Source organism: Mameliella sp. CS4, assembly GCF_019392335.1.
Classification (GTDB): domain Bacteria; phylum Pseudomonadota; class Alphaproteobacteria; order Rhodobacterales; family Rhodobacteraceae; genus Antarctobacter.
In genome coordinates, this window is sequence record NZ_JAHXRQ010000002.1 from 405140 (window position 1) to 419495 (window position 14356).

The 14356-nt window shown below is 66.5% G+C and carries 17 protein-coding genes; 9 read left to right on the plus strand and 8 right to left on the minus strand.

What is annotated here, in order from left to right; translation table 11 throughout:
- Nucleotides 1–24: 24 nt before the first annotated feature.
- Entirely contained in the window at nt 25–645 is a 621-nt protein-coding gene (locus KZZ07_RS05350; RefSeq protein ID WP_219512721.1) for a hypothetical protein, read from the minus strand.
- Nucleotides 646–841: 196 nt separating this feature from the next.
- Between KZZ07_RS05350 and KZZ07_RS05355 the strand changes: the two genes are divergently transcribed.
- Complete coding sequence (locus KZZ07_RS05355) at nt 842–1033, plus strand: hypothetical protein (RefSeq protein WP_219512723.1); 192 nt, start codon at nt 842–844, stop codon at nt 1031–1033.
- A 62-nt stretch (nt 1034–1095) separates the two neighbouring features.
- Nucleotides 1096–2763 carry a tetratricopeptide repeat-containing sulfotransferase family protein gene (locus tag KZZ07_RS05360; RefSeq protein WP_219512724.1) on the plus strand — a complete coding sequence of 556 codons (1668 nt, stop codon included), beginning with the start codon at nt 1096–1098 and terminating at the stop codon, nt 2761–2763.
- 450 nt (nt 2764–3213) lie between these two features.
- Here the strand turns inward: KZZ07_RS05360 and cuyB are convergent, their stop codons facing one another.
- The 3 genes from cuyB to hisD are packed head-to-tail and all read right to left on the minus strand — an operon-like array spanning nt 3214 to nt 6203.
- Nucleotides 3214–3879: a cysteate racemase gene (gene cuyB / locus KZZ07_RS05365; RefSeq protein ID WP_219512725.1), complete on the minus strand. Its 666-nt coding sequence runs from the start codon at nt 3877–3879 to the stop codon at nt 3214–3216.
- Nucleotides 3876–4886, minus strand: a complete 1011-nt coding sequence (gene cuyA, locus KZZ07_RS05370) for a D-cysteate sulfo-lyase (protein ID WP_219512726.1) — start codon at nt 4884–4886, stop codon at nt 3876–3878. Before cuyA ends, cuyB begins: the two co-directional genes overlap by 4 nt.
- A gap of 3 nt (nt 4887–4889) precedes the next feature.
- A complete protein-coding gene (hisD, locus tag KZZ07_RS05375; protein ID WP_219512727.1) occupies nt 4890–6203 on the minus strand; it encodes a histidinol dehydrogenase in 1314 nt (437 codons plus the stop codon).
- Between the two features lie 65 nt (nt 6204–6268).
- On the opposite strand from hisD, the gene KZZ07_RS05380 reads away from it, so the two are divergent.
- Nucleotides 6269–7234, plus strand: a complete 966-nt coding sequence (locus KZZ07_RS05380; RefSeq protein ID WP_219512728.1) for a LysR family transcriptional regulator — start codon at nt 6269–6271, stop codon at nt 7232–7234.
- A 147-nt stretch (nt 7235–7381) separates the two neighbouring features.
- Here the strand turns inward: KZZ07_RS05380 and KZZ07_RS05385 are convergent, their stop codons facing one another.
- Genes KZZ07_RS05385 through KZZ07_RS05395 form a run of 3 tightly spaced genes read right to left on the minus strand, consistent with a single transcriptional unit; the run spans nt 7382 to nt 9305 of the window.
- Complete coding sequence (locus tag KZZ07_RS05385) at nt 7382–8146, minus strand: alpha/beta fold hydrolase (protein ID WP_219512729.1); 765 nt, start codon at nt 8144–8146, stop codon at nt 7382–7384.
- A gap of 46 nt (nt 8147–8192) precedes the next feature.
- Nucleotides 8193–8906, minus strand: a complete 714-nt coding sequence (locus tag KZZ07_RS05390) for an NUDIX hydrolase (RefSeq protein WP_219512730.1) — start codon at nt 8904–8906, stop codon at nt 8193–8195.
- Between the two features lie 9 nt (nt 8907–8915).
- Nucleotides 8916–9305 (minus strand): DUF983 domain-containing protein, encoded by a 390-nt coding sequence (locus KZZ07_RS05395; protein WP_219512778.1) that lies wholly within the window; start codon nt 9303–9305, stop codon nt 8916–8918.
- 219 nt (nt 9306–9524) lie between these two features.
- Between KZZ07_RS05395 and KZZ07_RS05400 the strand changes: the two genes are divergently transcribed.
- The 4 genes from KZZ07_RS05400 to KZZ07_RS05415 all read left to right on the plus strand — a co-directional run bounded on the left by KZZ07_RS05400 (nt 9525) and on the right by KZZ07_RS05415 (nt 11709).
- Entirely contained in the window at nt 9525–10103 is a 579-nt protein-coding gene (locus KZZ07_RS05400; protein WP_219512731.1) for an EF-hand domain-containing protein, read from the plus strand.
- Between the two features lie 84 nt (nt 10104–10187).
- Entirely contained in the window at nt 10188–10775 is a 588-nt protein-coding gene (locus tag KZZ07_RS05405) for an RNA polymerase sigma factor (protein WP_219512732.1), read from the plus strand.
- A complete protein-coding gene (locus KZZ07_RS05410) occupies nt 10768–11172 on the plus strand; it encodes a hypothetical protein (protein WP_219512733.1) in 405 nt (134 codons plus the stop codon). Before KZZ07_RS05405 ends, KZZ07_RS05410 begins: the two co-directional genes overlap by 8 nt.
- Nucleotides 11173–11175: 3 nt before the next feature.
- Complete coding sequence (locus KZZ07_RS05415; protein ID WP_219512734.1) at nt 11176–11709, plus strand: periplasmic heavy metal sensor; 534 nt, start codon at nt 11176–11178, stop codon at nt 11707–11709.
- Nucleotides 11710–11725: 16 nt separating this feature from the next.
- Here the strand turns inward: KZZ07_RS05415 and KZZ07_RS05420 are convergent, their stop codons facing one another.
- Nucleotides 11726–13168, minus strand: coding sequence for a diguanylate cyclase (locus tag KZZ07_RS05420; RefSeq protein ID WP_370631072.1), 1443 nt, complete (start codon nt 13166–13168; stop codon nt 11726–11728).
- 133 nt (nt 13169–13301) lie between these two features.
- On the opposite strand from KZZ07_RS05420, the gene KZZ07_RS05425 reads away from it, so the two are divergent.
- A complete protein-coding gene (locus KZZ07_RS05425) occupies nt 13302–13586 on the plus strand; it encodes a DUF3572 domain-containing protein (protein ID WP_219512736.1) in 285 nt (94 codons plus the stop codon).
- On the plus strand, nt 13583–14290 hold the full coding sequence (locus KZZ07_RS05430) for an HAD family hydrolase (RefSeq protein ID WP_219512737.1): 708 nt from the start codon (nt 13583–13585) through the stop codon (nt 14288–14290). Before KZZ07_RS05425 ends, KZZ07_RS05430 begins: the two co-directional genes overlap by 4 nt.
- The last annotated feature ends 66 nt before the right edge of the window (nt 14291–14356 follow it).

Consider the following 14356-nt stretch of genomic DNA (forward strand, 5'->3'; position numbering starts at 1 on the left):
CCCTACAGCCTTGGCAGCGGCGGCTCAGAAATCCCGTCGGAACGGCTCGTTCGCGGCCCAGGCGGCGCGGTCCATCACGTAAGGCGTCTCGCCGAAGTCCACGGCCCAAGTGTCGATAATGAATTCCTGACCTGTGTCCTTCTGAAAGATCGAGGCCACCGTATGGGTCCAGAACTCGCGCGTCATGAAGCCGATCGTGACGCGTTGGCCGGGGCGGTGGAACCGCAGGTCCCCGGCATCGTCCAGCATCTTGAGATAGACGGCGGTGTTCACCATCTCGTCGACGCAGTCCTGCGCCTTGACGCCCATCTGCAGGGTCGATCCGGCCCTGTCGCTGTCATACCCGGTCTTGCGCCCCACCATGACTTCCAGTCGGCGCAGGGTCTCGGCTAGGGCGCGGCGCTCGGCACCGGCGTTTCGCGGGCGGCTGCGCAGAGGGGTTCTGACGCTGGACCATTCGGCGGGGCTCAGCGACACCGCAACGCGTTTCCGGCAATTGTGGCTGCCGCAGACATGGAAGGCGGCGGGCGTGGGGTTGGCAACCCCGAAGCTCTGCCGCGCGCGGTCGAGGCCGCCGCCATCGACGTCGCAGCCGGCCAGTCCGAATGTGCCCAGGAAGCAGGCCAGTAAAGCCCTTCGCCGCATTGTCGCAGGTCCTTCGTTTTCGGCGGTTCCTTGGCAAATGCACCCCCCGGGGGCAACTCTGCCCGGCCCGAGTGGCGCGCGGATGATGAGAAACGGCAACAGAATGCAGGCGCGCAACGGAGCCTCTGGCGGAATTCCGGACTGTGTTGGTGTGTTTCGCGCCTCTAGGGTCATCACAGTTGATTGGAGATGTTTGATGACCCGTACCCTTGCCTTCGCCCTCCTTGTCCTTGCCGGCCTGTTCACCGATGTGGCCGAGGCCGCGCCCGACGCGCGCAAGACCGCAGATCGAAGCGCCCAGATCGACGGGTTTGCCGGGGCTTCGGGGACGGGCAAGACCGTCGCAGGCGGCTTTGCCAGTGACGGCGGCCTTGGCGGGACGCGCTGATCCCGGAAACCCGATGTTTACCTCGCCCGGCCTAGGGTGCCCCAGGCAAAAAGGGGCAGGCGATGGCAAAGGTCGAGGCGGTCCTGGCGCGGGCCAGGTCACATGAACGCAAGGGCGACACGGCAGGGGCACGTGCGCTTTGCCGTGACGTACTGTTGCGCTATCCCGGCAACGCGCGGGCGCGGGCCTTGATCGCGCGCCTGCCAGAGGCCGCGCCCTCGCAAGAGCTGTTGGAAAAACTGGTCGAGGCGCACAAGGACGGCGAAACGCTTCTTGTGGCCGAACAGGCGGCGCGCCTGCTGCCGATCTATCCCGAGAGTTATGTTCTCTGGCAGATCCACGGGGGTGTCCTGCTGGAACTGGGGGCCTACGCCCAGGCGGAAACCTCTTTGGCCCGCGCGGCAGAGCTGCGCCCGGACCTGGCGGAGGCGCGGATCAATCATTCGGTCGCTCTGCGCGCGGTTGGCCGCGTGGATGCGGCCGAGGCGGAGGCGCGCGCCGCGCTGCGGTTGTCGCCGGGCCATGCTGGCGCGACGATGGAACTGGCGGCGGTACTGGCGGAGAGGGGCGATCTGCCGGAGGCTGCCAGCCTGTGCCGGGAGGTGATCGCACAGGCTCCGCAGGTTGCCGTCGCGCACAACATCCTGGGCGTCTCCGCCTATGAGGAAGGCCGCTTTGATGAGGCGCAGGCCTGTTACACGCGAGCGATCGACAGTGCGCCGGGGTTTGCCGAGGCGCATCGCAACCTGGCCGGGCTGAAGCATTGGCAGGAAGAGGATGCGCAACTGGCGCAGATGCTGGCTTTGCATGAGGATCCGGCACAATCGCCGATGGACCGGGCGCGGATCTGTTTCGGGCTGTTCCATGTCTTTGACAAGCTGGGCCAGCCAGAGCGGGCCTGGCCCTACCTGGAACAGGGGAATGCCCTGCGCAAGGCGCTGATGGGATACGACATTTCGCAGGATCAGGCGCTGTTCGAACGGTTGGGCACACTGGATGCAATGCCGTTGGAGGATGTCGCACCCGCGCCGGTCGTGCCGATCTTCATCCTGGGCATGCCGCGATCCGGGACGACCCTCACGGAGCAGATCGTCTCATCCCATGCCCAGGTTGCGGGCGCTGGCGAACTCTCGCTCTTCGCGGACCTGGCGCGGGATTTCCTTTCGGGCGCGCCGGTCACGGAGGAGGCTTTGCAGGACCTGCGCAGGGGCTACCTGCAGGGGCTGGCGGCGGTGGGCGGTGGGGCGCGGTACGTGACCGACAAGATGCCGCACAACTTCTGCTTCCTGCGGTTGATCTGCGCCGCCCTGCCGGAGGCGCGGATCGTGCATGTGGTGCGGGACGCGCCCTCGGTCTGCTGGTCGAACCTGCGCCAGTATTTCACCGCGCAGTCGCTGGGTTATTGCTATGACCTTGAGGACGTGGTGGCCTATTACGGGCTGTACCGCGACTGGACGGATCGGTGTGAGGTCGAGTGGCCCGGCAGGGTGCGGCCGCTGGACCATGCCGCGCTGACCGCCGACCCCGAGGCCGAGACGCGGGCGCTGATCGCGGACCTTGGGCTGGAGTGGGATGCCGCCTGCCTTGCGCCGCAGGACAATCGCCGCCGTGTGCACACCGCCTCGGCGGGGCAGGTGCGGCAGGCGGTCTACAAGGCAGAGCCCGATGCCTGGGCGCCCTATGCGCCCTGGGTCGGCAAAGCCTTTGCCCGGCTGCGCGTTGATTCTTGAAGCTTATCCCTGTTTGACGCATGATGCGCCCGAGGGCAGTGCCGGGGAAGACGGAAAATCCGCGTCCGGGCAACGAGAGACAGGTGAGATGAAGCAAGCAGTTATTCTGGCTGCCTGCCTTGGGCTGGCAGCCTGCGGTGGCGGAACAGCATCTAAACGCAGTTACGGGGCAGCGCCGCAAATGCGCATCAGTTCGGGGCCGATCGCCGATGCCTGCGTCGCGGCGGGCCGGCAGGGGGCGACGCGACGTCTGTGCGGGTGTGTGCAAGGGGTCGCGGACCGGGAGCTTTCGGTTTCGGACCAACGGCTGGCGGTCGGGTTCTTTTCAGATCCACATCGTGCGCAGGAAATCCGCCAATCGGACAATCCCCGGCACGAGGTATTCTGGAAAAAATACAAGGCCTTCGCCGCCCGCGCCGAACAGGTTTGCCGCGGGCAGTAGACTGCCCGTCATCCGGATTGGGCGTGTCCCAGGATTTGCCCGACCAGGCAGTCCAGGCTGTCCGTCCAGGCCAGGTCCCGTGGCAGCAGGGGGGCGGCCAGTGACAGTTCGGTGCAGGCGATCAGGATGTGATCGGTGCGCTCCTGCAGGCGCCGGGCCTCTTCGGTCAGCTCTGGAAGAATCTGGTCCGGCGAAGCGCCGGCCTTGATCGCGCGGATCATCTCCAGCAGTGGCGCGTCGTCAGGCGGCGCGGTGAAGGGGGCGTCCAGGTAGGCATCGAAAATGCCGGTTAACCGCGTTGCCGGAGAGGCCAGAATGCCGATGCGTCCCTTGCCTTCCAGCGTCTGCGCGGTGGCGGCCAGCATGTCGAGAAACGGCAGATCGGTGGCCGCGCGGATACCGGCGGCATAGTGATGCGCGGTATTGCAGGGCATGGCGAGCGCGGTGGCCCCAGCGGCGGACAGATCGCGGGCCATGTCCTGCAGCACGGGCAGGGGCGAGGGGCCCGTGCCCTCGACCAGCGCAGCGATGCGCGAGGGGACGCCCGGGTTCTGATGCACGATCACGGGCACATGGTCCGCGTCATCCTGCGCCGGCACCGCGTCCAGCAGTTTCTGCATCAGCAGGATGGTGGCCTGCGGCCCCATCCCGCCCAGAATGCCGACCGGCCTCATGCGCGGGATTTCACGTCGAAGGCATGGGTATAGCCGGTCAGGCCAATGGCGCCGCCGGTGTGCAGGAAGACCACGCGCTCATTGCTCCTGAAATGGCCCTTGCGGATGAGGTCGACCAGCCCCGCCGCACCCTTGGCGGAATAGACCGGGTCCAGCAGGATGGCCTCGTGCCGGGCAAAGAGATCGATGGCCTCCAGGGTGCTGTCTGCCGGGATGCCGTAGCCGTCGCCGACGTAATCCGTGTTGGCCACCACGTCCTCGCGCGCCACGACGCCAGGACAGCCCAGTTTTTCGGCTGTCTTCACAGCGAGGTTATAGACGTTTTCCTCTTGTTTCGGTTTGGGCGCACGCACGCCGATGCCCAAAAGCGGGATACCGGCGTTCATCGCCCGGAGCCCGGTGATCAACCCGGCCTGCGTCCCGGCAGAGCCGGTGGCGTGGACGATGTGATCGACGTTCAGCCCGGTTTCGACAAACTGGTTCAGCATTTCCAGCGCACAGTTGACATAGCCAAGGGCGCCCGTCGCGTTCGACCCGCCGCCGGGGATCGTGTAGGCGCGCTTGCCATGCGCGCGCATGGTCTCGGCCACGGCCTCCATTTCGGCGTTCATGTCCAGGTCTGGCCCGCGATGCTCGATCGAGGCGCCATGCAGCACGTCCAGCAACACGTTGCCATTGTAGCGGTAATTCTCGTGGTTGTAGCCGGTGCGGTCCTCCAGCAGGATATGGCATTCCATCCCCAGTTTCGCCGCCGCCGCCGCCGTCTGGCGGGCATGGTTGGACTGCGTCGCACCCTGGGTCAGGACGATATCGGCGCGCTGATCCAGCGCCTCGGCCATGAGGAACTCCAGCTTGCGGGTCTTGTTGCCGCCAGTCGACAGGCCGGTGCAATCGTCGCGCTTTATCCAGATTTCCGGGCCGCCGAGGAATTCGGTCAGACGCGGAAGCGGTTCCAGCGGCGTGGGCAGATGGGCAAGGCGGACACGGGGGAATTTGGCGAGGTTCATCTTTCAACTTTCGTTTGCGGCACAGGCGCGTGGGGACAGGTTTGCGAGGCGAGCCTCTGCCGTCAAGGCGTGTCCGGTCATGCCTTCGGCCCGCGAGATGACAGAGGTGGCATGGGCCAGGGCGGGCAGGGCCTCGTCCTGGGCACGTTGCCAGGTGACGGTTTTCAGGAACTTGTGGACCGAAAGCCCGCCAGTGTAGCGGGCGGCGCCGCCGGTGGGCAGGACATGGTTGGGGCCAGAGGCCTTGTCGCCAAAGGCCACGGTGGTCTCGGCCCCCAGGAACAGTGAGCCGTAGCTGGAGAGGCGCGCCTGCCACCAGGGCAGATCGGCGCATTGGACATGCAGGTGCTCGGGGGCATAGCGGTCGGACTCTGAGGCCATCTCCTCGCGGTTGGAGCAGAGGATGATTTCGCCCATCGCCTCCCAGGCGTCGCGGGCGGCGCGGGCATTTTCGCCGCCAAGGCGGGCGCAGGTCTGCGGCATGATCTCTGCCACGCGGGTGGCCAGCGGTTCATGATCCGTCACCAGCCAGCAGGGAGAGGTGGGGCCATGTTCGGCCTGCCCGGCGAGGTCCAGCGCGACCAGGTCCGGGTCCGCAGTGGCATCGGCCAGGATCAGCACGTCGGTCGGCCCGGCGAACATGTCGATGCCGACCGGGCCGAACAGCTGGCGCTTCGCCTCGGCGACATAGGCGTTTCCGGGGCCTGCCAGCACGTCAGCGGGGGGCGTTCCGAACAGACCATAGGCCATCGCGGCGATCCCCTGCACGCCGCCGAGGGTCAGGATCGTGTCGGCCCCGGCAAGCTGCATGGCATAGAGCGTCGCCGGGTCGATCCCAAGCGCAGCGCCCTCGGCGTCGCGCCGCGGCGGGGCACAAGCCGTCACATGGGGCACACCGGCGGCGCGGGCGGTCGCGATGGTCATCAGCGCCGAGGCGATATGCGCGTAACGTCCGCCGGGGACGTAGCAGCCGGCTGCCGCGACAGGCAGGCTTTTCTGACCGGCGGTCAGGCCGGGGTGCAGGTCGATCTCGAAATCCTGGACGGAGGCGCGCTGCGCCTCGGCAAAGCGGCGGATGTTGTCATGGGCATAGGTCAGCGCCTGCTTCAGCGCACCGGGCACCTGGCGGGCGGCCTGTTGCAAGGCCTCCTGCGGCACGACAATCTCATCGGTCCAGTTGTCGAGGCGGCTGGCATAGTCACGCGCGACCTCTTCGCCGCCGCTTTTCAGGCGGGCCAGCATGATTTGCACGGTGTCGGAAATTTCCGCCATCGAGGCGGGGGGCAGGCCGGGGGCGGATTTGATCAGGCGGGACATGCGTTTTCCTTGACGTCAGCGGACAGGTTCACAAAAACGGAAACTGTGGCCTCGGAGATTCTGCGATGTTGATGAAAGGCGTGACGTTGCGCGGGCTCGAGGTATTCGAGGCGCTGGCGGAAAGTGGCTCGGTCGCCAAGGCGGCCGAGGTGACGGGGCTCAGCCAGCCGGCGGTCAGCCAGCAGATGCGCAACCTCGAAGGCGCGCTGGGCGTGGACCTTGTGGATCACGGGCGCCGCCCGATGCGGCTGACCCCGGCGGGCCGGTCCTTCCTGGGGCGGACGCAGGCCGTGCTGCGACAGTTGCGACTGGCACAGAACGAACTGACGGTGATGGATCTCACCCACCTCAGCACGCTGAGCCTTGGGGTGATCGACGATTTCGACAACGATCTGACGCCGCGCCTTGTCACCATCCTGGCCGAGAGCATGACGCGCTGCCGGTTCAAGCTGATCACCGCGCCCAGCCATGAAATCTCGGAAGAGATCAAGGCACGCCGCCTGCATCTCGCCATCGCCGCAAGCAGCGGCGAGGTGATGGAGGGAATCGTGGAATATCCTTTGGTTCGAGATCCTTACATCCTTGTTTGCGCCCGCGGAGCGGTCGAGGCGGCGGGCGGGGTCGAGGCGATGATGCAGGCGCTGCCGATCCTGCGCTACGATCGCGCACAGCTGATCGGGCGCCAGATCGAAGCCCATCTGGCCCGGCAGAAGCTGGAATTCGCCGAGAGATTCGAGATCGGGGCGCACTTGTCCCTGATGACGCTGGTGGCGCGTGGCATGGGATGGGCGATCACCACGCCGTTGGGATACATGCGTGCCGGGCGCTACCACGACCAGATGGAAGCGCATCCCGTGCCCTTCAAACCCTTCTCGCGCACCATTTCCCTGTTTGCCGGAACGGACTGGGCGGACCGGGTGCCGCGCGACGTGGCGCGCACCATGCGGATGCTGGTGGGCGACATGGTCATCGCCCCCGCGCTGGCGCAGCTGCCTTGGCTTGAAGGCGAGTTGAGAGTGATGGAAAGCTGACGGCGCGCGGCAAGGGCGCGCGAACAGCAGTTTGACCTGTCGCATGGCAACAGATTGCCCCAAGGGCATGCCCTGTCCACGGGGCAATCGTCTGTTTTCGGAAGGAAATGCCGCAGTTTCGGGAATCGTGAAACTGTCGTGAGCCGGCTACCCTTCGACGTGATCCACGAAAGCCCGCACCGACGCCTCGAACCCACGCGGGTCCTCGGCGTGCAGCCAATGCCCCGCCTTGGGGATCTTGGCAAACCGTGCCTTGGGGAAAAGGTCGCGAATGCGCGGGCGGTGTTCGGCCTGCACATAGTCGGACTGACCGCCCGACAGGAATAGGGTCGGCCCCTCGTAGCGCCCCTCGATCTCGGGAAAGCCGAGGATCCTGGGCATTTCCCAGGCCAGCGTGTCCAGGTTCAACTTCCACCGCTTGTTCTGCACGTCCAGAGACTGGGTAAAGAAACTCTGCAGGGTTTTGTCATCGATAGTCTGCGCGAGCTGCTCTACCGCGTCCGAGCGTTTCTCGACCCGGGACAGGTCAACCGCACGCATGGCTTCGATGAACTGGATCTGGCTGTGGGTATAGGCAACGGGCGCGATGTCGGCGACCAGGAGAGAGGCCAGTTTCTCCGGATGTTGCAGCGCCAGGACCATCGCCGCCTTGCCGCCCATCGAATGGCCGACCACATGCGCGCGGCCGCCGTGGGCGTCGATCAGCTCTGCCAGGTCCCCGGCCAGATCTGGATAACTGTGGGTTTCGGTCCGGGGGCTGTCGCCGTGGTTGCGCATGTCCGGCGTCAGCACGTGCCAACGGTCGGACAGGCGCTTGGCGATCACACCCCAGTTGCGCCCCGAGCCATAGAGCCCGTGGACGATGACAAGGGGCGTGCCGCCCGGTGTGCCGTAAGAAAGCGTGTTCAACATGGCCAACACTTACGATGCGCCGTGGCCGAGGGCCAGTGGCGGCGCGTCAGTCGCGCATTTCCGTGCCGTGCAGGCGCAGGAACAGGCTTTCCTCATCGTCGTTTCGGAAAAAGGGGACGGAATCGGGAGGTGTTTGGTCCGTTGCACGTGCCGCGACCTCTGCCAGCACAACCTCTGTGATGAAAGGCATGTCATAGTTGCGGATCTCGTCCACGGCGATCCACTGCAGGTGCGACAGCTCATCGGCGGCGGCGTCGAAATCATCCGGGTCCGAGGCGAGTTCGTCCGCGTCGAGCAGGAAGAAACGTGCATCGAAGCGGCGCGGCCGTCCCGGAGGGGTGATGGCACGAAAGATGAATTGCAGCGGCTCGGCCGAGGGCCGGTGCCCGGTGCCGGCGAACTCCAGCCAGTCCTCGGGGATCGAATCGGGCCAGGGGGCCGGAACGCCAAGGATCTGGCCGGTTTCCTCCCACAGCTCTCGCACGGCGGCCACGGCCAGCGCGCGGGCCATGTCGGGCGTGGCATCCTCGCTCAACCGTGCGGCGCAGAGCGGCGGCAAAGCCCTGGCCAGCGGGATCTGCGCATCCTGTGCATCCACCGCGCCGCCGGGAAAGACGAACTTGTTGGGCATGAAAGCGGCCTTTGCGCCGCGCTGTCCCATCAGGACGCGCGGGCGCGTGGCCCTGTCACGCAGGACAACCACCGTGGCCGCATCACGGATCGCGGTCTTGTCGATCGTCTTGGTCGTCGTTTCAGTCATCTGCGTCCCTCAGCTTGGGGGCGCAAAACCATGCATCCCGCGTGCCCACTGGAAGGCCACGATCGCCCCTTTCAATCGGGGCAGAAGATAGAGCGAGAGCGCGACGCAGCCAACGCCAAAGATCGTGAACAGGACCAGCGGCTCGGGGCGCCAGGTGGTAAAGACAAAGAGCAGCAAGGGCGCCATCAGGTGCCCGACGATCAGGATCGTCAGGTATGCCGGGCCATCGTCCGCCCGGTGGTGATGCAATTCCTGGCGGCAGACCGGGCAATGATCGCGCACGGTCAGGTAGCCCGACAACAGCGGGCCATTGCCGCAGTTGGGGCAGCGTCGTCTCCAGCCCCGCCAGAGCGTCGGCCACAGGGTATCTTTTTCCGGAGTGTCCGGCATGTCGTCCATCTCGGTTTTCAACGTTTCCGCCTTTCAGAATGGGGGCGGCGGAAGCGCGGCGGAAGGGTGCATAACGTCATTGCGTCCGGATGTCACAGATCACGGCAGCGTGAAGGGAGAGCGGCATTTTTTGCGACGGAAAAGCATCGTTGGGCCGTGATAGCCTGCAGAGACGCCCGGAGAGCGGGCGGCTTGGACACCCGAGACTAACTCTGGAAGGACAAGGAAATGAAAACGACTGCACTCTGGATCACGGGCGCAATGGTTGTGGCGCTGGGCACCGCTGGTGTGGCCTCGGCCAAAGGTATGGGCTTTGGCGACCGCGGGCCGCGCGGCGCCTTCATGCAGGAGATGTTCGCCGAGATCGACGCCGATGGCGACGGCAAGGTGACAAAGGAAGAGTTCGAGTCTTTCAAGACCGCACGGTTCGAGGCTGCGGACACGGATGGTGACGGCAAGCTGTCGCGCGACGAGATCACGGCGGCCCGCGATGCCCGTCGCGCCGCGCGGATGCAGGCGATGGTCGAGAGGCTGGACCAAGATGGCGATGGCCTGCTGAGCGCCGATGAACTGGCCGCGGGCCCGGCCCGGCGCGCGCCCCAAGACATGTTCGACCGCATGGACGCGGATGACGATGGCGCGCTGACGCTGGAAGAGATCGAAAAGTCGCGCGGTGCGTTCCAGCGCGGCGGCATGCCCCGCTTTGGCCACAAGGACCGCGCGCACGGCTACCGTGGGGGCCATGGTCATCACGGCGGCATGGGCTTTCCGTTCTTTGGCAGCCCGGACATGTCGGACGACAGCTGAGTGAAGTGACCGGGCGGCGCGTGCCGCCGCCCGGACCGTTGCACACGGCGATCTGCCGGGATAGCGCGGAACGATGGACGGGACATGCCTTTCGAAGCCATGAGTGCGGCAGCCGACGAAGACCTGCTGGCGGATTACGCCGCCGGCGACGCCAGCGCGGCGCGGGTTCTGACCCAGCGCCTTGCGCCGCGTGTCTTCTCGCACGCCATGCGCATGCTGGGCGGCGACCGGGCCGAGGCCGAGGATGTGGCGCAGGAAGCGCTCTTGCGGCTGTGGCGGGCGGCGCCGGGTTGGCGGAGGGGTGAGGCCAAGGTCTCGACCTGGCTGTACCGTGTGACGGCGAACCTCTGCATCGACCGCATCCGGCGGCGGCGCGGCGGGACGGATCTCGACTCGGTGCCCGAACCTGTGGACGAGGCCCCCTCGGCGGCAGAGGGCCTGCAGCAGCGGGCGCGGGCCGAGGCGCTGCAGGGGGCGCTGGACACCTTGCCAGAGCGGCAGCGGCAGGCGGTGATCCTGCGCCATATCGAGGGGCTGCCCAACCCCGAGATTGCCGAAATCATGGACATCGGGCCACGCGCGGTCGAGAGTCTGGTGGCGCGGGGCAAACGGGCATTGGAGGCGGCGCTGATCGGGCGCCGCGCAGAACTGGGATATGAAGACGATGACTGAGCGCAAGGATAATCGGGACGATTCCTTTCTGCCCTTGGACGGGCAGGACGACGATGCGCTGGGGCTGTTTTTCGCCGCGGCGCGCGCCGAACCGCCGCAACTCGGCGGTGATTTCCTGGCCCGGATCGAGGCGCAGGCGCTGGCCGAGCAGCCGCGCTCTGCGGCCCCGATACCTGTGCTCCCGTCGCGCAGGCCGGGCCGGTTGGCCCAATTGCGCGAGGCGCTGGGCGGCTGGGTCGGCGTGACCGGGCTGGCGACCGCCTGCGCGGCGGGGATCCTGATCGGGATCAGCTCGCCGGACAGCCTGTCGGTCTTCTGGGGGGGCGATGCCGCCGGGCTGGGCACTCTGGGTGTCGATCCGCTGAGCGGGTTCGACCTTGCGTTGATGGAAGGGTAGGCAATGGCGTCGGACAAGGAAATCACGGCCCGTCCCGGGCGTTGGCTGCGTGTCCTGCTGTTTGTGTCGCTGGCGCTCAACCTGCTGGTGATTGGCGCGGCGGTGGGTCTGTTCCTCAACGGGCCGCCGGCGCTGCGTGGTGACCGCAGTGACCCGGTGTTGCCCTACACGCGCGCCTTCGACGAGGATCAGCGGCGCGAGTTGCGCCGTGGGCTGTGGCGGGCAATGCGCAAGGATGCCGGTGCCATGCGGGCAGGATATCTTGCGGACTACCAGCGTGGCCTGGACCTGTTGCGGCAGGACCCGTTCGACCATGCCGCCCTGGCCGCGCTGCTGGCGGACCAGGCGGCCCGCGGCGCCGAAGTGAGGATGCGCGGTCAGGAAGTCCTGATGAATTACCTGGTCGAGATGACCCCGGAGCAGCGTCGCGCCTACGCCGACCGGCTCGAAGCCGAGCTTGAGCGGATGCGCAACCGAGGTCATGGACGGGACAACGGCGGGGAAGGACACCACGCGCCGAAACCGCCGCGCGACTGAGCGCGGCGCGTTTTCGTCAGGTCAGTCCGGCGCGCCGCGCCTCGGCTTCCTTGTCGTCCTTTGCAGAAAGCGGTTTGGCCAGCGGCGTGGCCCCTCGCGTCGGCAGAGCCCGGACCGTGTCCGCCATCACCACCGTGTTGCGGCCCTTGTGCTTGGCCGCGTAAAGCGCCTCGTCCGCGCGTTCGATCAGCTCCAGCGGGCTGGAGTCGTGGCCGGGGCGGCCGACCGCAACGCCGATCGACAGCGTGACGGTCAGTTGCTTGCCGTCGGGCAGGGTCACGGGGTGCCGCGACATGATCCGGCAGAGCCGTTCCGCGGTGCGCTTGGCGGCGGTGCGGTCGGTGTCGGGCATGGCGACCAGGAACTCTTCGCCTCCCCAGCGCGAGATCAGATCGGCGGCGCGCAGGTTGTCCTTTAGCCGCTGGGCCAGAGTGACAAGGACCGCGTCCCCGGCACCGTGACCGTGGCTGTCATTGACCTGCTTGAAGAAATCGAGATCCGCCAGCAACAGGGCATAGGGGCGTTTCTGCCCCGCCGCCCGGTCTGCCAGCCGCGACAGATGCGGCACCGCGTAGCGACGGTTGTAGAGCCCGGTGAGTGGGTCGCAGACGGCCGCGCGCAGCCCGTCGCGCATGTTGGCGCGCAGCCGGTCGTTGGTGCGCTTGCGTTCGATCTGTTTTTTCAGCCGGATGGCCAGTTCGTCGAGGTCCAGACCCGAGCTGAGCAGGTCGTTCGCCCCCATGTCGAGCGCGCTGGCGGCCTCGCGTTGCTGGTTGGGCTGGGCAATGTAGATCAACGCAGAATGGCGGGTGTGACGGCTGGCGCGCAGTTGCGGCAGCAGCGTCAGAGCCTCGCCGGAGCTGCCCGGCGCTTCGGCGACAACAACGACATCCGGTGCACGGGCGTGCTCGCGCAGCGCATCCTCGGGGTCGACCACCTCGATCCGGTCGGGAATGCGTGCGGCCAGCCCTTCGCTCAGGGCCTTCGTCTCGGGCAGGTTCGGAGGAGAGACCAGGCGGACAAGGCCCGGCGTCACAAAAGCAGACCCATGTTCGGCGAGGCCAAGGGCGCGCTGTGTGTCGTCGCGCAACTGCAGCTCTGCCTCTGCGTCCCGGGCGCGCAGAAGAGAACGCAGCCGTGCCAGCATCACGAGGTCGTCGACAGGCCGGGTCAGCACATCGTCGGCGCCCGCCGCAAGCGAGGCCAGTCGTTCGCCGGGATTGTCCGCGCCATGCAGGATCACCACGGGAATGCGCACGCTGGTCGGCAACTTGTTGATTTCCGCGCAGAGCGCGAGGCCGGTCATGTCGGGCAGGTCGGCGGCGGTAATCACCAGATCCGGCGAGAGTTTTCGCAGCAAGGCCAGTGCGGTGCCGCCTCTGTCGGCCTGAATCACATCGTAGTAGGCGGCGGATAGTTTGACACGCAGGATGATGCGGTTCGTTGGAACCGAATCCACTATCAATATCCTTCCGGTCATCTTTCGATACCCCCGCATATGCAGGTTAGCCGCAGTCAGCCGCGCTTGCACTTTTCTTTCCGCTCAGCTTTGATGACTATTGGTTAAGAAACCCTTTCGGAGAGAGATCAAAATGGATCTGTCGCGGGAAGCCGCCGAAACCGTCGGCTTGCAAGCGGTGGCCTGGCTGGCCGGAAATGACGAGTTGCTGCCGGTCTTCCTGGGCGCGACCGGGGCCTCGCAGGAGGACTTTCGAGAGGGATTGCAAGACCCGGTCTTTCAGGGATCGGTGCTTGATTTCCTCCTGATGGATGATGCCTGGGTCATGGCCTTCTGCGAAGAAGTAGGCCTTCGGCCGCAGGACCCTATGGCCGCGCGGATGGCCCTGCCGGGCGGGGAAACGGTGCACTGGACATGACATTTACCGCGATCGAGGCGGTGCTCTTCGACAAGGATGGCACCCTTTTCGATTTTGCAGAAACCTGGAACGCCTTCGCTGCGCGCCTGATCCTGAGGCTTGCCGACGGGGATGACCTGCGACGGCACGGGTTGGCGCGCGCTTTGATGTTCGATCTCGCGACGGGCAGTTTCCTGCCGGGCAGCCCGGTGATTGCGGGAACCAACCGCGAGGTGGCCGAACTGATCGCACCCATCCTGCCCGAACGCGGGATCGAAGAGCTCGAATCGCTGATCATCGCCGAGGCGGCGGAGGCCCCCTTGAGCGAGGCCGTGGCGCTGGTGCCATATCTCGCTGGGCTGGCGGCACGTGGGCTCAGCCTGGGTGTGATGACCAACGACAGCGAATCCGTGGCGCGCGCGCACCTGCGTGCCGCCGGGATCGAGGGGATGTTCGATTTCGTCGCCGGGGCCGACAGCGGCCATGGCGCCAAGCCTTCGCCCGGTCCATTGCTGGCCTTTGCCACGGCAATGGGTCATGCGCCGGACCAGGTGGTCATGGTCGGCGACAGCCTGCATGACCTTGCCGCCGGTCGCGCGGCCGGCATGTGGACGGCGGGTGTGCTGACCGGCATGGCGGATGCGGACACGCTGGCGCCGATGGCCGACGTGGTCCTGCCCGATATCGGGCATCTTCCGGACTGGCTCTCTGCGCGCGGAACCTGAAAGCGACCAATTTCGTCGGTTTTGCGAAGGAAGGCGCGTCGCTGGCGCTGTGTGATGGGTGGCACC

Coding starts and splice junctions, on each gene's coding strand:
- KZZ07_RS05350 (WP_219512721.1), bottom strand. CDS start 645: ATGCGGCGAAGGGCTTTACTGGCCTGCTTCCTGGGCACATTCGGACTG.
- KZZ07_RS05355 (WP_219512723.1), top strand. CDS start 842: ATGACCCGTACCCTTGCCTTCGCCCTCCTTGTCCTTGCCGGCCTGTTC.
- KZZ07_RS05360 (WP_219512724.1), top strand. CDS start 1,096: ATGGCAAAGGTCGAGGCGGTCCTGGCGCGGGCCAGGTCACATGAACGC.
- cuyB (WP_219512725.1), bottom strand. CDS start 3,879: ATGAGGCCGGTCGGCATTCTGGGCGGGATGGGGCCGCAGGCCACCATC.
- cuyA (WP_219512726.1), bottom strand. CDS start 4,886: ATGAACCTCGCCAAATTCCCCCGTGTCCGCCTTGCCCATCTGCCCACG.
- hisD (WP_219512727.1), bottom strand. CDS start 6,203: ATGTCCCGCCTGATCAAATCCGCCCCCGGCCTGCCCCCCGCCTCGATG.
- KZZ07_RS05380 (WP_219512728.1), top strand. CDS start 6,269: ATGTTGATGAAAGGCGTGACGTTGCGCGGGCTCGAGGTATTCGAGGCG.
- KZZ07_RS05385 (WP_219512729.1), bottom strand. CDS start 8,146: ATGTTGAACACGCTTTCTTACGGCACACCGGGCGGCACGCCCCTTGTC.
- KZZ07_RS05390 (WP_219512730.1), bottom strand. CDS start 8,906: ATGACTGAAACGACGACCAAGACGATCGACAAGACCGCGATCCGTGAT.
- KZZ07_RS05395 (WP_219512778.1), bottom strand. CDS start 9,305: ATGGACGACATGCCGGACACTCCGGAAAAAGATACCCTGTGGCCGACG.
- KZZ07_RS05400 (WP_219512731.1), top strand. CDS start 9,525: ATGAAAACGACTGCACTCTGGATCACGGGCGCAATGGTTGTGGCGCTG.
- KZZ07_RS05405 (WP_219512732.1), top strand. CDS start 10,188: ATGCCTTTCGAAGCCATGAGTGCGGCAGCCGACGAAGACCTGCTGGCG.
- KZZ07_RS05410 (WP_219512733.1), top strand. CDS start 10,768: ATGACTGAGCGCAAGGATAATCGGGACGATTCCTTTCTGCCCTTGGAC.
- KZZ07_RS05415 (WP_219512734.1), top strand. CDS start 11,176: ATGGCGTCGGACAAGGAAATCACGGCCCGTCCCGGGCGTTGGCTGCGT.
- KZZ07_RS05425 (WP_219512736.1), top strand. CDS start 13,302: ATGGATCTGTCGCGGGAAGCCGCCGAAACCGTCGGCTTGCAAGCGGTG.
- KZZ07_RS05430 (WP_219512737.1), top strand. CDS start 13,583: ATGACATTTACCGCGATCGAGGCGGTGCTCTTCGACAAGGATGGCACC.